General features: G+C 62.2%; 19 protein-coding genes. 14 read left to right on the top strand and 5 right to left on the bottom strand.

Features of this window, described 5'->3' with window-relative positions:
- The first annotated feature begins 255 nt into the window (after positions 1 to 255).
- The 4 genes from HNO86_RS06765 to HNO86_RS06750 all read left to right on the top strand — a co-directional run bounded on the left by HNO86_RS06765 (position 256) and on the right by HNO86_RS06750 (position 3,774).
- Positions 256 to 861 carry a LemA family protein gene (locus HNO86_RS06765; protein ID WP_175376236.1) on the top strand — a complete coding sequence of 202 codons (606 nt, stop codon included), beginning with the start codon at positions 256 to 258 and terminating at the stop codon, positions 859 to 861.
- Between the two features lie 137 nt (positions 862 to 998).
- Positions 999 to 1,754, top strand: coding sequence for a YgcG family protein (locus HNO86_RS06760; protein WP_175376270.1), 756 nt, complete (start codon positions 999 to 1,001; stop codon positions 1,752 to 1,754).
- A 28-nt stretch (positions 1,755 to 1,782) separates the two neighbouring features.
- On the top strand, positions 1,783 to 2,400 hold the full coding sequence (locus HNO86_RS06755; RefSeq protein ID WP_175376235.1) for a TPM domain-containing protein: 618 nt from the start codon (positions 1,783 to 1,785) through the stop codon (positions 2,398 to 2,400).
- A gap of 156 nt (positions 2,401 to 2,556) precedes the next feature.
- Positions 2,557 to 3,774: an SAM-dependent methyltransferase gene (locus tag HNO86_RS06750; protein ID WP_175376234.1), complete on the top strand. Its 1,218-nt coding sequence runs from the start codon at positions 2,557 to 2,559 to the stop codon at positions 3,772 to 3,774.
- A 126-nt stretch (positions 3,775 to 3,900) separates the two neighbouring features.
- Here the strand turns inward: HNO86_RS06750 and HNO86_RS06745 are convergent, their stop codons facing one another.
- Positions 3,901 to 4,791, bottom strand: a complete 891-nt coding sequence (locus tag HNO86_RS06745) for a DMT family transporter (RefSeq protein ID WP_175376233.1) — start codon at positions 4,789 to 4,791, stop codon at positions 3,901 to 3,903.
- Positions 4,792 to 5,098: 307 nt separating this feature from the next.
- Between HNO86_RS06745 and HNO86_RS06740 the strand changes: the two genes are divergently transcribed.
- The 3 genes from HNO86_RS06740 (at position 5,099) to HNO86_RS06730 (ending at position 6,513) form a co-directional block, all read left to right on the top strand.
- Positions 5,099 to 5,680 (top strand): DJ-1/PfpI family protein, encoded by a 582-nt coding sequence (locus HNO86_RS06740; protein WP_175376232.1) that lies wholly within the window; start codon positions 5,099 to 5,101, stop codon positions 5,678 to 5,680.
- Positions 5,681 to 5,693: 13 nt separating this feature from the next.
- A complete protein-coding gene (locus HNO86_RS06735; RefSeq protein WP_175376231.1) occupies positions 5,694 to 5,999 on the top strand; it encodes a ribbon-helix-helix domain-containing protein in 306 nt (101 codons plus the stop codon).
- Between the two features lie 169 nt (positions 6,000 to 6,168).
- Positions 6,169 to 6,513: a YegP family protein gene (locus HNO86_RS06730; protein WP_175376230.1), complete on the top strand. Its 345-nt coding sequence runs from the start codon at positions 6,169 to 6,171 to the stop codon at positions 6,511 to 6,513.
- Between the two features lie 53 nt (positions 6,514 to 6,566).
- On the opposite strand, the gene HNO86_RS06725 is transcribed toward HNO86_RS06730, so the two are convergent.
- Together HNO86_RS06725 and HNO86_RS06720 are read right to left on the bottom strand one after the other, a co-directional pair.
- Positions 6,567 to 7,454, bottom strand: coding sequence for a dihydrodipicolinate synthase family protein (locus HNO86_RS06725; protein ID WP_175376229.1), 888 nt, complete (start codon positions 7,452 to 7,454; stop codon positions 6,567 to 6,569).
- 30 nt (positions 7,455 to 7,484) lie between these two features.
- Positions 7,485 to 8,267, bottom strand: coding sequence for an aldolase (locus HNO86_RS06720; protein ID WP_175376228.1), 783 nt, complete (start codon positions 8,265 to 8,267; stop codon positions 7,485 to 7,487).
- A 111-nt stretch (positions 8,268 to 8,378) separates the two neighbouring features.
- On the opposite strand from HNO86_RS06720, the gene HNO86_RS06715 reads away from it, so the two are divergent.
- Positions 8,379 to 8,921: a helix-turn-helix domain-containing protein gene (locus tag HNO86_RS06715; protein WP_175376227.1), complete on the top strand. Its 543-nt coding sequence runs from the start codon at positions 8,379 to 8,381 to the stop codon at positions 8,919 to 8,921.
- Positions 8,922 to 8,994: 73 nt separating this feature from the next.
- Here the strand turns inward: HNO86_RS06715 and HNO86_RS06710 are convergent, their stop codons facing one another.
- On the bottom strand, positions 8,995 to 10,014 hold the full coding sequence (locus HNO86_RS06710; protein WP_175376226.1) for a DUF4917 family protein: 1,020 nt from the start codon (positions 10,012 to 10,014) through the stop codon (positions 8,995 to 8,997).
- A gap of 133 nt (positions 10,015 to 10,147) precedes the next feature.
- Between HNO86_RS06710 and HNO86_RS06705 the strand changes: the two genes are divergently transcribed.
- The 4 genes from HNO86_RS06705 (at position 10,148) to HNO86_RS06690 (ending at position 14,878) form a co-directional block, all read left to right on the top strand.
- Positions 10,148 to 11,062: a LysR family transcriptional regulator gene (locus HNO86_RS06705; RefSeq protein WP_175376225.1), complete on the top strand. Its 915-nt coding sequence runs from the start codon at positions 10,148 to 10,150 to the stop codon at positions 11,060 to 11,062.
- 182 nt (positions 11,063 to 11,244) lie between these two features.
- Positions 11,245 to 12,438: a CaiB/BaiF CoA-transferase family protein gene (locus HNO86_RS06700; RefSeq protein ID WP_175376224.1), complete on the top strand. Its 1,194-nt coding sequence runs from the start codon at positions 11,245 to 11,247 to the stop codon at positions 12,436 to 12,438.
- Positions 12,435 to 13,361: a hydroxymethylglutaryl-CoA lyase gene (locus HNO86_RS06695; RefSeq protein ID WP_175376223.1), complete on the top strand. Its 927-nt coding sequence runs from the start codon at positions 12,435 to 12,437 to the stop codon at positions 13,359 to 13,361. Before HNO86_RS06700 ends, HNO86_RS06695 begins: the two co-directional genes overlap by 4 nt.
- A gap of 185 nt (positions 13,362 to 13,546) precedes the next feature.
- Positions 13,547 to 14,878, top strand: coding sequence for an MFS transporter (locus HNO86_RS06690; RefSeq protein ID WP_175376222.1), 1,332 nt, complete (start codon positions 13,547 to 13,549; stop codon positions 14,876 to 14,878).
- A gap of 79 nt (positions 14,879 to 14,957) precedes the next feature.
- Here the strand turns inward: HNO86_RS06690 and HNO86_RS06685 are convergent, their stop codons facing one another.
- Complete coding sequence (locus HNO86_RS06685) at positions 14,958 to 15,446, bottom strand: DMT family transporter (protein WP_175376221.1); 489 nt, start codon at positions 15,444 to 15,446, stop codon at positions 14,958 to 14,960.
- Positions 15,447 to 15,523: 77 nt separating this feature from the next.
- On the opposite strand from HNO86_RS06685, the gene HNO86_RS06680 reads away from it, so the two are divergent.
- Both HNO86_RS06680 and HNO86_RS06675 read left to right on the top strand, forming a co-directional pair.
- Positions 15,524 to 16,435, top strand: coding sequence for a LysR substrate-binding domain-containing protein (locus HNO86_RS06680; protein WP_175376220.1), 912 nt, complete (start codon positions 15,524 to 15,526; stop codon positions 16,433 to 16,435).
- Between the two features lie 135 nt (positions 16,436 to 16,570).
- Positions 16,571 to 17,209 (top strand): LysE family translocator, encoded by a 639-nt coding sequence (locus HNO86_RS06675; RefSeq protein ID WP_175376219.1) that lies wholly within the window; start codon positions 16,571 to 16,573, stop codon positions 17,207 to 17,209.
- Positions 17,210 to 17,253 lie beyond the last annotated feature (44 nt).

Raw genomic sequence — 17,253 nt, 5'->3', positions numbered from 1 at the left:
AATAGTTTTCTCAAGGGCCCAAGCGGCGATGCACGCGCCGGTCAGCCAAAAGTTAGGGAGCGTCTATTGTTGTTCGGGTGCTTATCTGAAATCGGCCGCCTTAAAAGGTGCCGCAAGCCGGATGTTTTTTGCGCAGGGCATCTTTTAGCCCATTGTCCCGATGCAATCCAGTGGCGCGGCGGATTATGCCCCAAGAGCCGGCCGAGAGGGTCGTCGGTTGTTTTTTCCAGGCAATGTGAACGGAGTATCACTGTGATGAATGCAAGACAGTCTTACCGGTCGAGACTGCAGATCGCCACCTTGCTGGTGATGGCGACGTTGCTGACCGCCTGCGGCATCAACAACATCCCGACCCTCGATGAGCAGGCCAAGGCCGCCTGGGGTCAGGTGCAGAACCAGTATCAGCGCCGTGCCGACCTGATTCCCAATCTGGTGGAAACCGTCAAGGGCTATGCCGCCCACGAGCAGGAAACCCTGACGGCGGTGATCGAGGCGCGGGCCAAGGCCACGTCGATCCAGGTTGATGCCTCAACCCTGGACAATCCGGAAAAACTCAAGCAGTACCAGCAGGCCCAGGACGGGCTCACCGGGGCCTTGAGCCGCCTGATGGTGGTGTCCGAGCGTTATCCGGACCTGAAGGCCAACCAGAACTTCCTCGCTTTGCAATCGCAGCTTGAAGGCACCGAGAACCGCATCAGCGTGGCCCGGCGCGATTTCATCCTCGCGGTGCAGAAGTACAACACCGAGATCCGCACCTTCCCCGGTCGCCTGTGGCACAGCGTGATGTACAGCAGCTTGCCGATTCGCGAGACGTTCGAAGCGACGCCGGGCTCGGAAAAGGCCCCCGAAGTCAAATTCTGAACCGCTCTGTGTAGGAGCTGCCGAAGGCTGCGATCTTTTGATCTTGCTTTTAGAAACCAAAGTCAAAAGATCGCAGCCTTCGGCAGCTCCTGCATTGATCGGGGGCAGGTTCCAGGAGGGCACGGATGAGGCTGCCAATGCGCGCAATAAAACTGGGCCTGGTGCTGATGCTGTGGCTGTTTGCCCTCGCGGCCCAGGCCGCACTGACGTTCCCGGCGCTGACCGGGCGGGTGGTGGACAATGCCCAGATGATCGAGCCTTCGGTGCGCGAGCAGCTGACGCAACAGCTGGCCGTCCATGAAAAGGCCACTGGCGAGCAACTGGTGGTGGTCACCTTGCCGGATTTGCAGGGCACCGACATCGCCGATTTCGGTTATCAACTGGGGCGCTACTGGGGCATCGGCCAGAAAGACAAAAACAACGGCGCGTTGTTGATCGTCGCCCGGGATGAGCGCAAATTGCGCATCGAAGTGGGCTACGGCCTGGAAGATCGGCTGACCGACGCCCAGAGTTCGGTGATCATCCACCAGGTCATTACCCCCGCCTTCAAGGCCGGCAACTACAGCAAGGGCATCAGCGACGGCGTGGCGGCGATGCTGGTGGTGCTGGGTGGCAATCCCCTGGACGAACCCTCGACGGTGTATGAATCCACTGGCGATCCGGAGGACGATTTCGTCTCGCGGCATCCGGGGCTGTTCGTGTTTTTGGTGCTGTTGTTCATCCTGACGGTGTTTGTCTGCCAGATGCTGGGTATCCTTCCCGCCGGTCGTGGCGGTTCCGGTGGTTCCGCAGGCGGATTTGGCGGCGGAGGCTTCGGTGGGGGCGGCGCAGGCGGAGGCTTCAGCGGCGGCGGAGGCAGTTTCGGGGGCGGTGGTTCGTCCGGCGGCTGGTGACAATAATAATGAGCAGGCACTTTTCGACATGGCATTACTGACTGAACACGAACAACGCAAGGTCGCCGAGGCCATCGCCCGGGTCGAGCGCGACACCGACGCGGAGCTTGTGACCGTCCTCGCGGCCCGCGCCGACGACTATGCGTACATCCCGCTGCTCTGGGCCAGCCTGCTGGCGCTGGTGGTGCCGGGGATCGTGCATTACCTGACCGGCTGGCTGACCATGCACAGCCTGTTGCTGGTGCAATGGATCAGCTTCATCGTCCTGTGCCTGGTGTTCCGGATACCGAAAATCACCACCCACCTGATCCCGCGCTCGGTCCGCCACTGGCGTGCCTCGAACCTGGCGCGCCGGCAGTTCCTCGAACAGAACCTGCACCACACCGTGGGCAGCACCGGCATCCTGATTTTCGTCTCCGAGGCGGAGCGCTATGTCGAAATCCTGGTGGACGAGGGCGTCTCCAGCCGTCTGGACAACAAGAGCTGGGACACGATAGTCGCCGAGTTCACCCGCCAGGTGCGCGAGGGGCAGACCTTGCAGGGGTTCGTCAATTGCGTCGAGGCCTGCGGGGAGTTGCTCAAGGTGCATGTGCCGGTGACGCAGGTGCGTAATGAGTTGCCGAATCGCCTGGTGGTCCTGGGCTGAACACTGAACCCCTGTGGGGGCGGGCCTGCTCCGACAGGAGGATTGTGTCTGCCGCCCCAGATCACGCCGTTCGTAAATAACTGCGTGTCCTCAACCGCCATCCCCCCTAAAATACCCGCCATTCCCGATCCGCCCCGCCCTGAGGCCGTTTTTTCCATGTCTGTTACCGCTACTCCCGCCAGCCTCGCGCCGGATCATCACGCCCAGTTCATCGATCTGCTGCAAACCAGCCTTGAGCAAAACGCCTTCATCAAGCTGGTGCTGGCCAAGTACGTCGGCGATGAGGCGGATCTGCAGCGCATCATCATCAAGGCGGTGGCGGTGAAGGGACAGCCTTGCCTGTCCTTCGTCTATCGCTACAAGACCCGCGACATCACCAGGAACCTGCCGCTGGAAGAGGGCGTGGCGACCATCGCCGGGCTGTTGCCGGCCTCGTTCAAAAATGCGCATTTGCTGTCGCTGACCGACGAAGCACAGCTCGAATACAGCAAAAAGGGCAAGAGTTCGCTGTTCAAGAGCAAGCCCCAGCAATTGCGCGAAGTACCGTCCACCGAGCACAACCGTGAGAAAAACCGCTTCCTAGACCTGAGCCGGCCGTTTCTCGCCGACCTTGGCGTGACCAACAAGCAGCACGAGCTGATTCCCGCGATGTCGCGCAAGTGGAAGCAGATCAACAAATTCATCGAAGTGTTCAGCCATGCGCTGACCTCTTCGCCGCTGGCGCTGGACAAGCCGGTGCGGGTGGCGGACTTCGGGTCGGGCAAGGGTTACCTGACCTTCGCCATCCACGACTACCTGCGCAACACCCTGAACGCCGAGGGCGAGGTGACCGGGGTCGAACTGCGTGAGGATATGGTCAAGCTGTGCAACACCGCGGCGCAGAAGCTCGAGCATCCGGGGCTGGTGTTCAAGTGCGGTGACGTGCGCAGCGTGGCGCCCAGCGAGCTGGAGGTGATGATCGCCCTGCATGCCTGCGACATCGCCACCGACTATGCGATCCACACCGGCATCCGGTCCGGGGCGTCGATCATCATGTGCTCGCCGTGCTGCCACAAGCAGATTCGCCTGCAGATCCAGAGCCCGGCGCTGCTCAAGCCGATGCTGCAGTACGGCCTGCACCTGGGCCAGCAGGCGGAAATGGTCACCGATAGCCTGCGCGCGCTGTTCCTCGAAGCCTGCGGATACGAGACCAAGGTGTTCGAGTTCATCTCACTGGACCACACCAACAAGAACAAGATGATCCTGGCGGTCAAACGCGCCGAGCCGGTGGACCCGACGGCGTTGTTGGCGAAGATTCAGGAACTGAAGGACTTCTACCACATCACCGAGCATTGCCTGGAAACGCTGCTGCGGGCCGATGGTTACCTGAAATAAACCACGTCCCCTGCGGGAACATAAAAACTGTAGGAGCGAGGCTTGCCCGCGAAGGCGTCAGGCCTGCCAACACAGATGCCGGATGTGCCGGCCTCTTCGCGGGCAAGCCTGGCTCCTACATGGGGGTTATGCGGTGGCGGTGCGTGCGGGTTTGATGGCGGTCTTGCGGCCCAGCATTACGGTCACGATTACGCCGGCCGCGAACAGCCAGGTGATCGGCTCGACATGTTCGCCAAAGAACAGCGCGGAAAACGCGATGGTGAAGAAGATCTGCAGCAACTGGATCTGACTGACCCGCGCAATCCCGCCCATCGCCAGCCCGGCGTACCAGGCAAAGAACCCGATGAACTGCGAAAACAGCGAAACATAGCCAAAGGCCCACCAGGTCTTGGCCGAGACCTCGCCCTGATGCTGCAGCGCCAGGTACCACACCGGCCCGATCAGCAGCGGGGTCGACAGCACCAGCGCCCAGCAGATCACTTGCCAGCCGCCCATTTCCTTGGCCAATCGGCCGCCCTCGGCATAACCCAGGCCGCCCACCGCAATCGCCCCGAGCATCAGCAGATCCCCGGCTTGAATACTGCCGGCGCCGCTGATCAGCGCGTAACCGAGCACCAGCGCACTGCCCAGCGCTGCACAGGCCCAGAAGGCTTTCGACGGGCGCTCATGGGACAGCCAAGCGGCGTACAGCGCCACGCACAGCGGTTGCAGGCCGTTGACCAGCGCACCGTGGGACGCCGGCAGGCTTTGCATCGCCCAGGCCGACAACACCGGGAAGCCCAGAATCACACCGGCAATCACCAGGCTCAGGCCCCTGACCTGGCGCCAGGTCGGCCACTTTTCCCGCCGCCACAGCAACAGGATCGCCGCCGGAACCGCCGCGAACAGCGCTCGGCCCAGGCCATTGAGCAGCGGATGAAGTTCCTGCACGACGATGCGCGTGAAGGGCAGGGTGAGGCTGAAAATGACGACGCCGAGCAGGCCCAGGGCCATGCCGGTGTTTTCGCGGGAGGACATGATGGCAACCGGTATTGTTGTGATTGGAAGAGCCTTCATCTAGCCATAAACCACTGTTTTTGGCGCTTACAGCTGGCCGAAGAAACATCCGTACAGTTGGGGGTAATGCCCCCAATGCAGGCGCTGCCGAAGGCTGCGATCTTTTGATTTTGCTTTTCAAGATCAAGATCAAAAGATCGCAGCCTTCGGCAGCTCCTACAGGGTTCGTGGTGTTCTTGCGTGTGCGTAGTAGGCGGTTATTACCCGCCCCACCGGATAAGGACTACCTTGAATACTCCCCGAGCAATATCCCAGAGGAGTCCGCCCCATGGCCGCGAAAAAAATTCTGATGCTGGTCGGCGATTACGTCGAAGACTATGAAGTGATGGTGCCGTTCCAGGCGTTGTTGATGGTCGGCCATACGGTGCACGCCGTCTGCCCGGACAAGACCGCCGGCCAGACCGTGCGCACGGCCATCCACGACTTCGAGGGCGACCAGACCTACAGCGAAAAACCCGGCCACCTGTTCGCCCTGAACTTCGACTTCGCCAAGGTCAGGGAAGCAGATTACGACGCCGTGCTGATCCCCGGCGGTCGTGCGCCGGAGTATCTGCGCCTGAACGACAAGGTCCTGGAACTGGTGCGCGCGTTCGACAAGGCCGGCAAGCCGATCGCCGCCGTCTGCCACGGGGCGCAATTGCTCGCCGCGGCTGGCATTCTGGAAGGCCGCGAGTGCAGCGCCTATCCGGCCTGCGCACCGGAAGTACGCCTGGCCGGCGGTACGTTTATCGACATCCCGGTGACGGACGGTCATGTTCAGGGCAATCTGGCCACCGCGCCGGCCTGGCCTGCCCATCCGAGCTGGCTCGCCGGATTCCTCGGTTTGCTGGGCACCCAAATCACCCTGTAACGAGGACCCGCCCATGTGCGAGCTCTACGTCAAAGCCGACCCGATTCTCTACGAATCGCGCTCTCGCTCGCTGCGCATCTGCGGGGTGGTGACCACCCTGCGCCTGGAGAATCAGTTCTGGGACATCCTCAGCGAAATCGCCGAAGTCGATGGCATGACCACCAACCAGTTGATCGCCAAGCTGTATGAAGAGGTGATGGACTACCGCGGCGAGGTGGTGAATTTTGCTTCGTTTCTGCGGGTGAGTTGTACGCGGTATCTGAGCCAGCGGCGGGGGGCGGTGAAAGAGTTGTCGGTGGTGCGGGCGGTGGTGAAGTAGAGGGTTTTGTGTCGAGCCTGCTGGCCTCTTCGCGGGCAAGCCTCGCTCCTGCAGGAAACGGACCCGTAGGAGCGAGGCTTGCCCGCGAAGAGGCCGGAACAGGCGACAGAAATCCCGCCCTGGTCTTTACTCTGAAGCGCACACCCTCTCAAACGCCAAGGAGATCGACATGTCCGGATGGTACGAAGTGAGCAAAAGCAGCAATGGTCAACTCAGGTTCGTGCTGAAGGCGGCGAACGCCGAAACCATTCTGACCAGTGAGCTGTACACCACTCGCGCGGCGGCCGACAAAGGCATCGCATCGGTCCAGGTCAACAGCCCGCTGGACGAACGCTACGAGAAGAAGACCACGAAGGATGGTCATCCTTACTTCAACCTCAAGGCCGGCAATCACGAGATCATTGGCAGCAGCGAATCCTATTCCTCGGCGTCCGCCATGGAAAAAGGCATCGCCGCCGTGAAGGCCAACGGCCCGACCAAAGTGATCAAGGACAAGACCTTGCCGTCGCTCTGATCGCCTGCACCTGACCCGCCACCAACCTTGTGGCTGGCGGCGGATCCGGATTTTCAGCGCAACACCGCCAGCAAATCCTGCAACTGGCTGCAACCCGCCTCACCCAACGGGAACACCGGCAATCGCGGATTACCCACTTCCAGCCCGGTCTGACGCAACCCCGCCTTGATCGTCGCCGGCAAGCCGCCCTTGAGGATGAAATCCAGCAGCGGCAACTGGCGATAGAAAAGCTCCCGCGCCTTGCGCAGATCGTTGGCCAGCACCGCGTCATACAAATCCAGATTGAGCTGCGGGATCAGGTTCGGCGCCGCCGTGCACCAGCCTTTCGCCCCGGCGGCGAAGGCTTCCAGCGCCAGTGGATTGCAGCCGTTGTAGAACGGCACCTGGCCTTCGCCCAGACGTTGCAGTTGATGCATGCGCTGAATGTCCCCGGTGCTCTCCTTGACCATGGTCACGTTTTCCACGGCCTTGACGATGCGCAGGATCAGGTCCACCGACATGTCGGTGCCGCTGGTGGCCGGGTTGTTGTAGAGCATGATCGGCACGCCGATGCTGTCGCCGATGGCGCGGTAGTGGGCGAGGATTTCCGCTTCGCTGAGTTTCCAGTACGAGGTCGGCAATACCATCACCACGTCGGCGCCGTGGGCTTCGGCGAAACGGGCGCGACGCACGGCCTTGGCGGTGGTCAGGTCGGATACGCTGACCACGGTCGGCACGCGTCTGGCCACGTGTTTGATGCTGAATTCGGCGACCTGATCCCACTCTGCATCGCTCAGGTAAGCGCCTTCGCCGGTGCTGCCCAGCGGTGCGATGGAATGCACGCCGCCCTCGATCAGGCGGTCGATGGAGCGCCCGAGGGCCTCAAGGTCGACGCCTTCGCCATTGGCGGTGAACGGGGTGATGGTGTAGCCGATGATGCCGTGAATGTTGGCGCTGGACATGAGGGTCTCTCCGTTGAAATAGGTCTGGGATCAGTTCAGGCAATCGGCGTGACGACGCAGATTCTGCCGGGCGTAGTAGTTGAATGCGGCGGCGTGACGCTTGGGCCGGGCGATCCAGTCATGGGCTTCGCGGCCGAGCTCGGGAATGATCGGCTTGATGGTCCCGGCGCTCATCGCCAACAGTTGCAGCTTGGCGGCACGTTCGATCAGTTGGGCGATCACACAGGCCTCCTCGATGGTACTGCCGGTGGACAGCTGGCCGTGGTGGGAAAGCAGCACCGCGCGTTTGTCGCCCAGGGCGCCGGCAATCAGATCACCTTCCTCGTTACCCACCGGCACCCCCGGCCAACCTTCGAGAAACGCGCAGTCTTCGTAAAGCGGGCAGAGGTCCATGTGGGAAATCTGCAGCGGCACTTCGAGCATTGACAGCGCCGCGACGTGGGTCGGGTGGGTGTGAATGATGCAGTTCACATCCGGGCGGGCGCGGTAGACCCAACTGTGAAAACGATTGGCCGGGTTCGGCATGCCGTGGCCTTCGAGCACTTCCAGGTCTTCGTTGACCAGCAGCAGGTTGCTGGCGGTGATCTCGTCGAATCCCAGGCCCAGCTGTTGAGTGTAATAGGTGCCGGGCAGCGGGCCGCGGGCGGTGATCTGCCCGGCAAGGCCGGAGTCATGGCCGTTCTCGAACAGAATGCGGCAGGTCAGGGCCAGCTTTTGCTGGTCGGTCCACGTATTATCCGCCAGCGTGTTTTGCATCTGGCTGAGCGCTTGCTTGACCAGTTGATCTTTGGGCAGTGCTAATGTCTTGGCCATATCGGTGTCCTCTTTGGCTGGGTCATGCAGATGACACGAAAGATGCTATATGACACTTTGTGTCATGAGCAAGGACAATTCGTCACCTCCTTGATGGATTAATCGCTGCAAATGTCTATCCGTTTGAAATTATTGAGAAAAAAACTTGGCGTGACCCTCGAGGCCCTGGCCGAACAATCGGGCATGACCAAGAGCTACCTGTCGAAGGTCGAACGCGGCTTGAACACGCCGTCGATCGCGGCGGCGCTGAAACTGGCCAAGGCCCTGAACGTGAAGGTCGAGGAGCTGTTTTCCGAGGACAACGTCAGCCTGGACAGCTACAGCCTGGTGCGCAGCCACGAGCGCCAGCCCTTGGGCGCCAGCGACAGCAACCCGGGTTACGCGGTGCTGGCTCATCAGGTCAGCGAGCGCAGCCTGCTGCCGTTCATCATCTATCCGCCAACGGAGTTCACTGACAAAACCTTCAAGGAACACCTGGGCGAGGAGTTCCTGTTTGTCCACGAAGGACAGGTGGAAGTGGACTTCGTCAGCGAGCGGGTGCTGCTCGGCCGGGGCGATGCGCTGCATTTCAATTCACAGAAACCGCATCGCATCCGTTCGGTGGGGGAGGTTCAGGCGCAGCTGCTGGTGGTGGTGCATAGCGCGGAGGAATGAGCTCCAGGACTCACAGACGACGAGAACATTGTGGCGAGGGAGCAAGCCCCCTCGCCACAAGTATGTGTGTGCACTAAACCTCGACCGGCACCGCCAGCTTCGGGCTGCCCAGCGCATGGGTCTTCGAATCAAAAAACCGCAACTCAACCCCGGTGCCGTCGAACAGCTTCGTGTAATAGCGCTTCTGATGCTGGATGAACGCCTGGCTGCGCGGGTAAATCGAGATCGCCAGCACCTTCGGTTTCCCTTGGCGCAGGGCGTGCACGATGTGGCTGTCCTGCTCGCCCAAGGCATGTCCGAAAATGCACAAACCATCGCCATGCCCCAGCAGTTGCTCGTAGCAGAATGACAGATAATCCGAGCTGCGGATGGTCTTGAGCTTGTCCGCACTTGGCCCTTCGTTGACGAACAGCGGCACGTCATCAAGGGTCTTGATGGTGTTGTTGATCGCGAAATTGCCCAGCAGCGTGCCCTCGGTGGACATCATCCGGCGCGCCGTACCGTCCTGATTGCGCACCAGGTGCAGGCCGCCGTGCAGGTACAGCAAACGGGTCTTGTCGGTGGCGGTGGCGCTCAGTTCGAAGGACGGCTCCGCACCCTCGAACAGATCGCTGATCGCATCCGCCTGATGCTGGATCGCCCAGTGGTTGAGCAGGTCGTAGTTGGTGGTGAACACCGTGCGATAGCTGGCCAGTTCCCGGTTGATCGTCGCCAGGGTCGAGGCTTCGATCAGGCGCCACGGAATATGTACCGCGTGCACGCTGTTGATCAGCGCTTCCTTGATCGCGTAGTAGCGGTTGCGCGGCGCGGCGGAGCTGACCGCCAGGGCCTTGTTGACCCGGCTGGTAGTCTTCAGCGCGCTCAGCACCTGCTCGAAACTGCGGGTCTGCAGCGCATCGAACACGCTCAGCTCGGACGGGCTCAGGGGCTTTTCTTCGACGGTGCGGGCATTCTCGAACAGCGACTCATAGCCAAAATCGTCCCACACCGCGCGACTGGCGCCGTTGCCCACCAGCAAGCCGGCGAACGCAGCGCTGTCGCGCAAGGTGTTCCAGTCTTCAAGGTGGGCGTCGACATCCAGAAAATCGGTCATTGCGGTCACAGTCTCAAGGCAAAAGGTCTGATGGGCGGCGACTTTATCACGGCGAGCCGCGGGCGACCTGCCACTGCGCAAACGAAGAAGGCTATGCTGCGACCTTGCCCGAGCCGCCACCACCGAGCCCTCCATGCTGCAGAAAAGCCTGATCCGCCGCCTCGACCTGATCACCTTGCAACTGTTCGTCGCCGTCCACGAGGAGGGCACCCTGACCCGTGCCGCTGCGCGCGAGGCGATTGCGGTGTCGGCTGCGAGCAAACGTCTGATGGAGCTGGAGGAGGCGTTGGGCATCAGCCTGTTCGTGCGCCAGGCCAAGGGCATGACCCTGACGCCCGCCGGCGAAACGCTGCTGCACCATGCCCGGCAAATGCTGTTCAACGTCGAAAAAATGGGCCTGGAGCTGGGCGAGCACAGTCACGGTGTGCGCGGTTACGTGCGGATGCTGGCCAACCTGTCGGCGATCATTCAGTTCCTGCCGGAGGACCTGCGGGACTTTTCCGAGCGGCATCCGCAGGTCAAGACCGACCTTGAGGAACGGCCCAGTTCCGGGGTGATTCAAGGGGTGCTCGATGGCGTGGCCGACCTCGGCATCTGCTCCATCGACAGTGACATCAAGGGCCTGCACAGCGTGCTCTATCGCCAGGACAAGCTGATGGTGCTGATGTTGCCCGATCACCCGTTGGCCAGCCGTTCGAGCCTGGCGTTCGCCGATACCCTGGACAGCGATTTCGTCGGCTTGCATGCGGCCAGTTCCATCAACATGCGCACCCATGCGGCGGCGCGTCAGGCGGGCAGTATGTTGCGGGTGCGGATTCATGTGCCGGGGTTCGATGCGATGTGCCGGATGATCCAGGCCAACATGGGCATTGGCGTGTTGCCGCAGCGGGCTTATGAATTGTTCGGGCGGGCGCTCGGGTTGCATGCGGTGCCGTTGACCGATGACTGGTCGGACCGGGCGTTGATTCTGGTGGTGCGCGATGAGGCGCTGTTGTCGCCGGTGAGTCGGATGTTGTTCGAGCATTTGCGCGAAGCCACCACCCTGTAGGAGCTGCAGCGCAACACAAATCCCTGTGGGAGCGAGCCTGCTCGCGATAATGGATTGAAGCCTACAGACATTTCCCCATGCGTTCGCGTTTCGCGAACGCTCGTTGCCAACTGAAGGTTGGATTCCCCTGGCACCTGTCCTCTAGCCTTGGCACATATTCCAAGAACAAGAGGTACCCCGCGATGACTGCCCCCTTGAGTGCGATCAAAGTGATCGAAATCGGCACGCTGATCGCCGCGCCGTTCGCCGCGCGCATGCTCGCCGAGTTCGGCGCCGAGGTGATCAAGATCGAAGCCATGGGCCAGGGCGATCCCCTGCGCAAATGGCGCAAGCTGCACGAAGGCACCTCGCTGTGGTGGTACCTGCAATCGCGCAACAAGAAGTCCCTGGCACTGAACCTCAAATCCGCCGAAGGCATCGAACTGGTCAAGCAACTGGCGACCAGCGCCGACGTGCTGATCGAAAACCTGCGCCCCGGTGCGCTGGAAAAACTCGGGCTGGGCTGGGACGTGCTGCACGCCCTGAACCCCAACCTGACCCTGGTGCGTATCTCGGGCTATGGTCAGACCGGTCCTTACCGTGATCGTCCCGGTTTCGGTGCCATCGGCGAGGCCATGGGCGGCATCCGCTACACCACCGGCACCCCCGGTACACCACCGGCGCGGGTGGGCGTCAGCCTCGGCGATTCACTGGCCTCACTGCACGCGGTGATCGGCGCGCTGATGTCGCTGCTGCGGGTCAAGACCGGGCAGGGCGTCGGGCAGATCGTCGACGTGTCCCTGGCCGAAAGCGTGTTCAACGTCATGGAAAGCCTGGTGCCGGAGTACGACATGCTCGGCCATGTCCGCGAGCGCACCGGTGGTGCCTTGCCGGGCATCGCACCGTCCAACACCTACCTCACGGCGGACGGCGCCTACGTGGTTATCGCCGGCAACAGCGATCCGATTTATCGTCGTTTGATGCACACCATCGGCCGCGCGGATCTGGCCGAAGCGCCGCAGTTCGCCCACAACGACGGGCGTGCGGCCCAGAGCAACCTGCTCGACGCGGCGATCACCCACTGGACCAGCAGCCTGCCTATCGACGATGTGCTGGCGGCGCTGGAAGCGGCTGAAGTGCCGGCCGGACGCATCTATTCGGTGGCCGACATCGTCGCCGATCCGCACTATCAGGCCCGGGACATGCTGCTCAATGCCGAGCTGCCGGGCGGCGCCACGGTGAAGATGCCGGGCATCGTGCCCAAGCTCTCGGAAACCCCGGGCGGCGTGAACTGGTCCGGCCCCGGCCTGGGCCAGCACACTGACGCCGTCCTCACGCAACTGGGCCTGACGGTGGCCGACATCGAGCGCCTGAAAGTCGAAGGAGTGGTGCAATGATCACCGATTATTCCGACCACCTGATCGTTCAGGAAGTCTCCCCCCGCGACGGCTTGCAGATCGAGCCGACCTGGGTCGAAACCGTCGACAAGATCGCCCTGATCGATCAACTGTCCCTGGCCGGATTCAGCCGTATCGAAGGCGGCTCGTTCGTCTCGCCCAAGGCCATTCCGGCGCTGCGCGACGGCGAGCTGGTGTTCAAGGGCATCACCCGCCAACCGGGGGTGATCTACGTTGCACTGATCCCCAATCTCAAGGGCGCGCAGCGGGCATTGGCCTGCAGCGCCGACGAACTGAACCTGGTGATGTCCGCCAGCCAGACCCACAACATGGCCAACATGCGCATGCGGTGTGAGGATTCGCTGGCCGCCTTCGGTGAAATCGTCCAGTTCGTGCAGGGTAAACCGGTGCGACTCAACGCCAGCATCGCCACCACGTTCGGTTGTCCGTTCGAAGGCCGGATCGATGAGGACCGGGTGTTGCAGATCGTCGAGGCCTACCAGGAACTCGGCATTCAAGGCATCACCCTGGCCGACACCACCGGCATGGCCAATCCGCGGCAGGTGGATCGTCTGGTGCGGCGAGTGTTGCAGCGGGTATCGCCAGCGGACCTGACCCTGCATTTCCATAACACCCGCGGCCTTGGCCTGTGCAACGTACTGGCTGCTTATGAGGCTGGCGCCCGACGGTTCGACGCCGCCCTCGGCGGGCTCGGCGGTTGTCCGTTCGCGCCCGGGGCTTCGGGCAACATCTGCACCGAAGATCTGGTCAACCTGTGCGATGAGTTGGGCATTCACACCGGCATCGACTTGCCGCTGCTGTTGAAGTTGTCCCGAGGCCTGCCAGCGCTGCTCGGCCACGAAGTGCCCGGCCAGCTGGCCAAGGCGGGGCGCAATTGCGACCTGCATCCCGTGCCGTCCTGACATATCCAACCCCTGTGTAGGAGCGAGGCTTGCCCGCGAAGGCGATCTGACGTTCAACATCGAAGGTGACTGACAAACCGCATTCGCGGGCAAACCTCGCTCCTACAGAAATTTTCAAAACGAACATTTACCAGACAACAAAAACAATCCGGACACCCCATGGGAAGTCCACCTGGAGAAACGCTATGAGCCTCAATGCAATGGAGGCCGGGGCGAGCCCGGCCGTCAGCCACGACGAAGAAAAAGCCCTGGTCAGCAAGGTCGCCTGGCGGCTGATGCCGCTGATCATGGTCTGCTACCTGTTCGCCTTCTTCGACCGCATCAACATCAGCTTCGCCAAGTTCCAGCTGCAGGCGGACCTCAGCCTGAGCGACACCGCCTACGGCCTCGGTGCCGGGCTGTTCGTGGTCGGCTACGTAATCTTCGAAGTGCCCAGCAACATGATGCTGTACAAGGTCGGCGCGCGCCGCTGGATCGCCCGGATCATGATGTCCTGGGGCCTGGCCACCGCCTTGATGGTGTTCGTCAACAGCGAATGGCAGTTCTACGTGCTGCGCTTCGTGATCGGCGCGATGGAAGCCGGTTTTGCGCCGGGCGTTCTGTACTACCTCACATTGTGGTTCCCGCAGCACTATCGCGGCCGCATCACCTCGATGCTGTTCCTGGCGTCGGCCTTCGCAGGCCTGGTGGGTGCACCGTTCTCCGGACTGGTGCTGGAACACCTCGATGGCGTGATGGACATGCGCGGCTGGCACTGGCTGTTCCTGCTTGGCGGCGTACCTTGCATCGGCCTGGGTTTGCTGGTGCTGACCCTGCTCAAGGACCGCATCGAAGACGCCCATTGGCTGACCCCTTCGGAGAAGACCCTGCTGTCGAGCCGCATCGCCCAGCATGAACCTCACAAGGCTCACGGCTCGCTGCTCGCGGCACTGAAGATTCCGGGCTTCCTGACGCTGGGCCTGATCTACTTCCTGATCCAGGTGGCGTCCTACGGCCTGAACTTCTGGGCTCCGCAACTGATCCGCAGCGCCGGTACCGAAAGCCCGGTGATGATCGGTCTGCTGACCGCCATCCCGTACATCTGCGGCGCCATCAGCATGGTGGTGATCGGGCGTCTGTCCGATGCTACCGGCGAGCGTCGCAAGTATGTCGCCGGCCTGGTGGCGGTGGGCGCGCTGGGCTTCTTCAGCGCGGGGATTTTCGCCAGCCACACCACGTTCCTGATCGTTGCGCTGGGCCTGCTCGGTGCCGGGATCATCGCCTCGATCCCGAGCTTCTGGACCTTGCCACCGAAACTGCTGGCCGGCGCTGGTGCAGGCGCTGCGGGCGGGATCGCGGTGATCAACACCCTGGGTCAGTTCGGCGGCATCGTCAGCCCGGTGATGGTCGGCCGGATCAAGGACATGACCGGCAGCACCACCCCGGCGCTGTATGTCATCGGCGTCTGCGCGCTGATCGCCGTGGCACTGCTGATGTGGGGCCTGCCGCAGAAACTGCGCACCCTCGACAAAGCGTAAAACAATCGCAGCCCCCGGCAGTTCCTACAGAGACCACGCATCCCTGTAGGCGCTGCCGAAGGCTGCGATCTTTTGCTTTTCAAGAGGTTGCAGACACCGTTTTCCCCAGTCCGTCGCCAAACTGAATCAACACCACCCCCGCAATCAGCAACACCGCCCCAAACACCTTGGGCAACGTCACCTGCCGCTCCAGCAAGCCGAACCAGCCAAAGTGGTCGAGCAGCATCGACGCCACCACTTGCCCGGCCAACGCCAGCGCCATGAATCCCGAAGCGCCGAGTTTGGGCAGCAGCACCAGCGCCAGCGATATGAAGCACACCCCAAAGGCGCCACCCGCCCACATCCATAGCGGCGCATGGCCGATGAACGTCAGTGACGGCAGCGGCAATCGCATCGCCAGCATGATGGGTAACAGCACTGCGATGCTGACCACCAGCGAGGCGAGGGTGGCCCACAATGGATGGCCCAGGCCGCGCCCCAGATTGAAATTGATCGCGCTCTGAAACGGCACCACCGCCCCGGCGAAGGCGGCCAGCAGCAACAGGCCGGCCCAATGCAAGGTATTCATGTTCGCTCTCCAACAGGTTTTGCTGGACTCTAGGGTATTCATCACGCAAATTTAAATTCCGTTTTGCTATTCAGAACATGCATCAGATGAATGATCTGCGCCGTATCGACCTCAACCTGCTGGTGATCCTCGACGCCTTGCTCAGCGAGCAGCACGTGACCCGTGCGGCAGAGCGTCTGCACCTGAGCCAGCCCGCGGTCAGCCATGCCTTGGCGCGCTTGCGCGACTTGCTCGGCGATCCGCTGCTGGTGCGCGCGGGGGCGGGGCTGGTGCCAACGGCGCGGGCTCTGGAACTGACCGCACTACTGGCCGAAACCCTGGCCCAGGTGCAATCGCTGCTGGCGCCGAACGCCTTTGATCCGGCGACTGCCAAGCGCAGGTTTCGCCTGGCGATGTCCGACTACGGCGCCGCCATCGTCCTGCCCGAACTGGTGCGCACCTTGCGCCGCGAAGCGCCGGGCATCGATCTGCAAATCAGCCACGCCAGCCGCGAGGGCATGCTCGAAGGTGTGCTCAACGGGGACATCGATGTCGCCGCCGGCGTGTTTCCCGAAATGCCCCACGAGTTGCGCAGCACGCCGCTGTTCGAGGAACACTACGCCTGCCTGCTGGATCGCAGCCGACTGCCGGACAGCGGCATCCTCGACATGCCCACCTATTTGCGCTGCCCCCATGTCCTGCTGGAAATGCGCGGCAGCGGCACCCCGGAAATCGAACGCGCCCTGACCGCTCTGCGCGAGCGCCGCCGCGTTGCCATCAGCCTGCCGCACTGGAACGTCGCCCCGGCGCTGATCAGCGGCACCGACCTGATCCTCACCGTCGCCTCCCGGGCGTTGCGGGATTTCGCCGAACCGTCGTTGATCGTCGTTCCGCCACCGTTCCACATTCCCGCGTTTACCTTCGTGCTGGCCTGGCACAAGCGCCGCAGCGCAGATCAAGCATTGAACTGGCTAAACACAAAAATCCAACACGCCACCGCTCTCCTGTAGGAGCTGCCGAAGGCTGCGATCTTTAAGCTTTCATACCTCCATCATTCACAGAATTGTTCGACAATCAGTCAATCAACCCACAATGACCTGATATAGACTGGCCACCATTCACCAGACAGTTCAAAAGGACTTCCCATGACCCCCTCGCTCCTAATGGCCGTACTCGCCTCGGGCTTCATCTATGGCATCACCCCCGGGCCCGGTGTGCTGGCGGTGTTCGGGATCGGCGCGGCACATGGACGGCGGGCGGGGGCGGGGTTTCTGTGCGGGCATCTGCTGGGCGATGTGGTGTGGTGCAGCACCGCGCTGGTGGCGATCGTCGGTGCACGGGAAATCGGCAGCACCGCGTTCGATGTGCTGGGCGTGCTCAGCGGGCTTTATTTGTTCTGGCTCGGCTGGCGAGCGGTGCGGGCGCGTCGCAACAGCGCCGAAGAGCCTCAGGGCGCGGCGCGCCAGCCGTTCTGGCACGGCATCCTGTTCGGCCTGACCAACCCCAAGGCCTACCCTGTAGCCGTGGCGACCTTCACCGCGTTGCTGTCCAGCCGCGCCGAGCTGCTGACCTGGTCGATGCTGCCGTGGCTGATCTTCCTGAGCTTCGTCGGCGGCCTTTTCGCCTACGCTATCCTCATCGGGGTGGTGGGGGCACGCCGGGTGCGCACCTTGTATCAACGTCATGAATTGATGATCACCCGCTTGTGCGGCGTGATGTTCATCGGGTTTGCCATCAATGCCCTGGCGCATGCCTTGCCGGGGCTGGTGACGAACAAGGCTTGAAGCCGATGCAAGGCTGCATCGGCTATAGGGATGTGGGTCAGGGA

The organism is Pseudomonas sp. C1C7 (assembly GCF_013359595.1).
In the GTDB taxonomy this organism is placed as follows: Bacteria; Pseudomonadota; Gammaproteobacteria; order Pseudomonadales; family Pseudomonadaceae; genus Aquipseudomonas.
The sequence above is the reverse complement of the archived record's forward strand: the minus strand, read 5'-3'. Positions and strand labels throughout refer to the sequence as shown.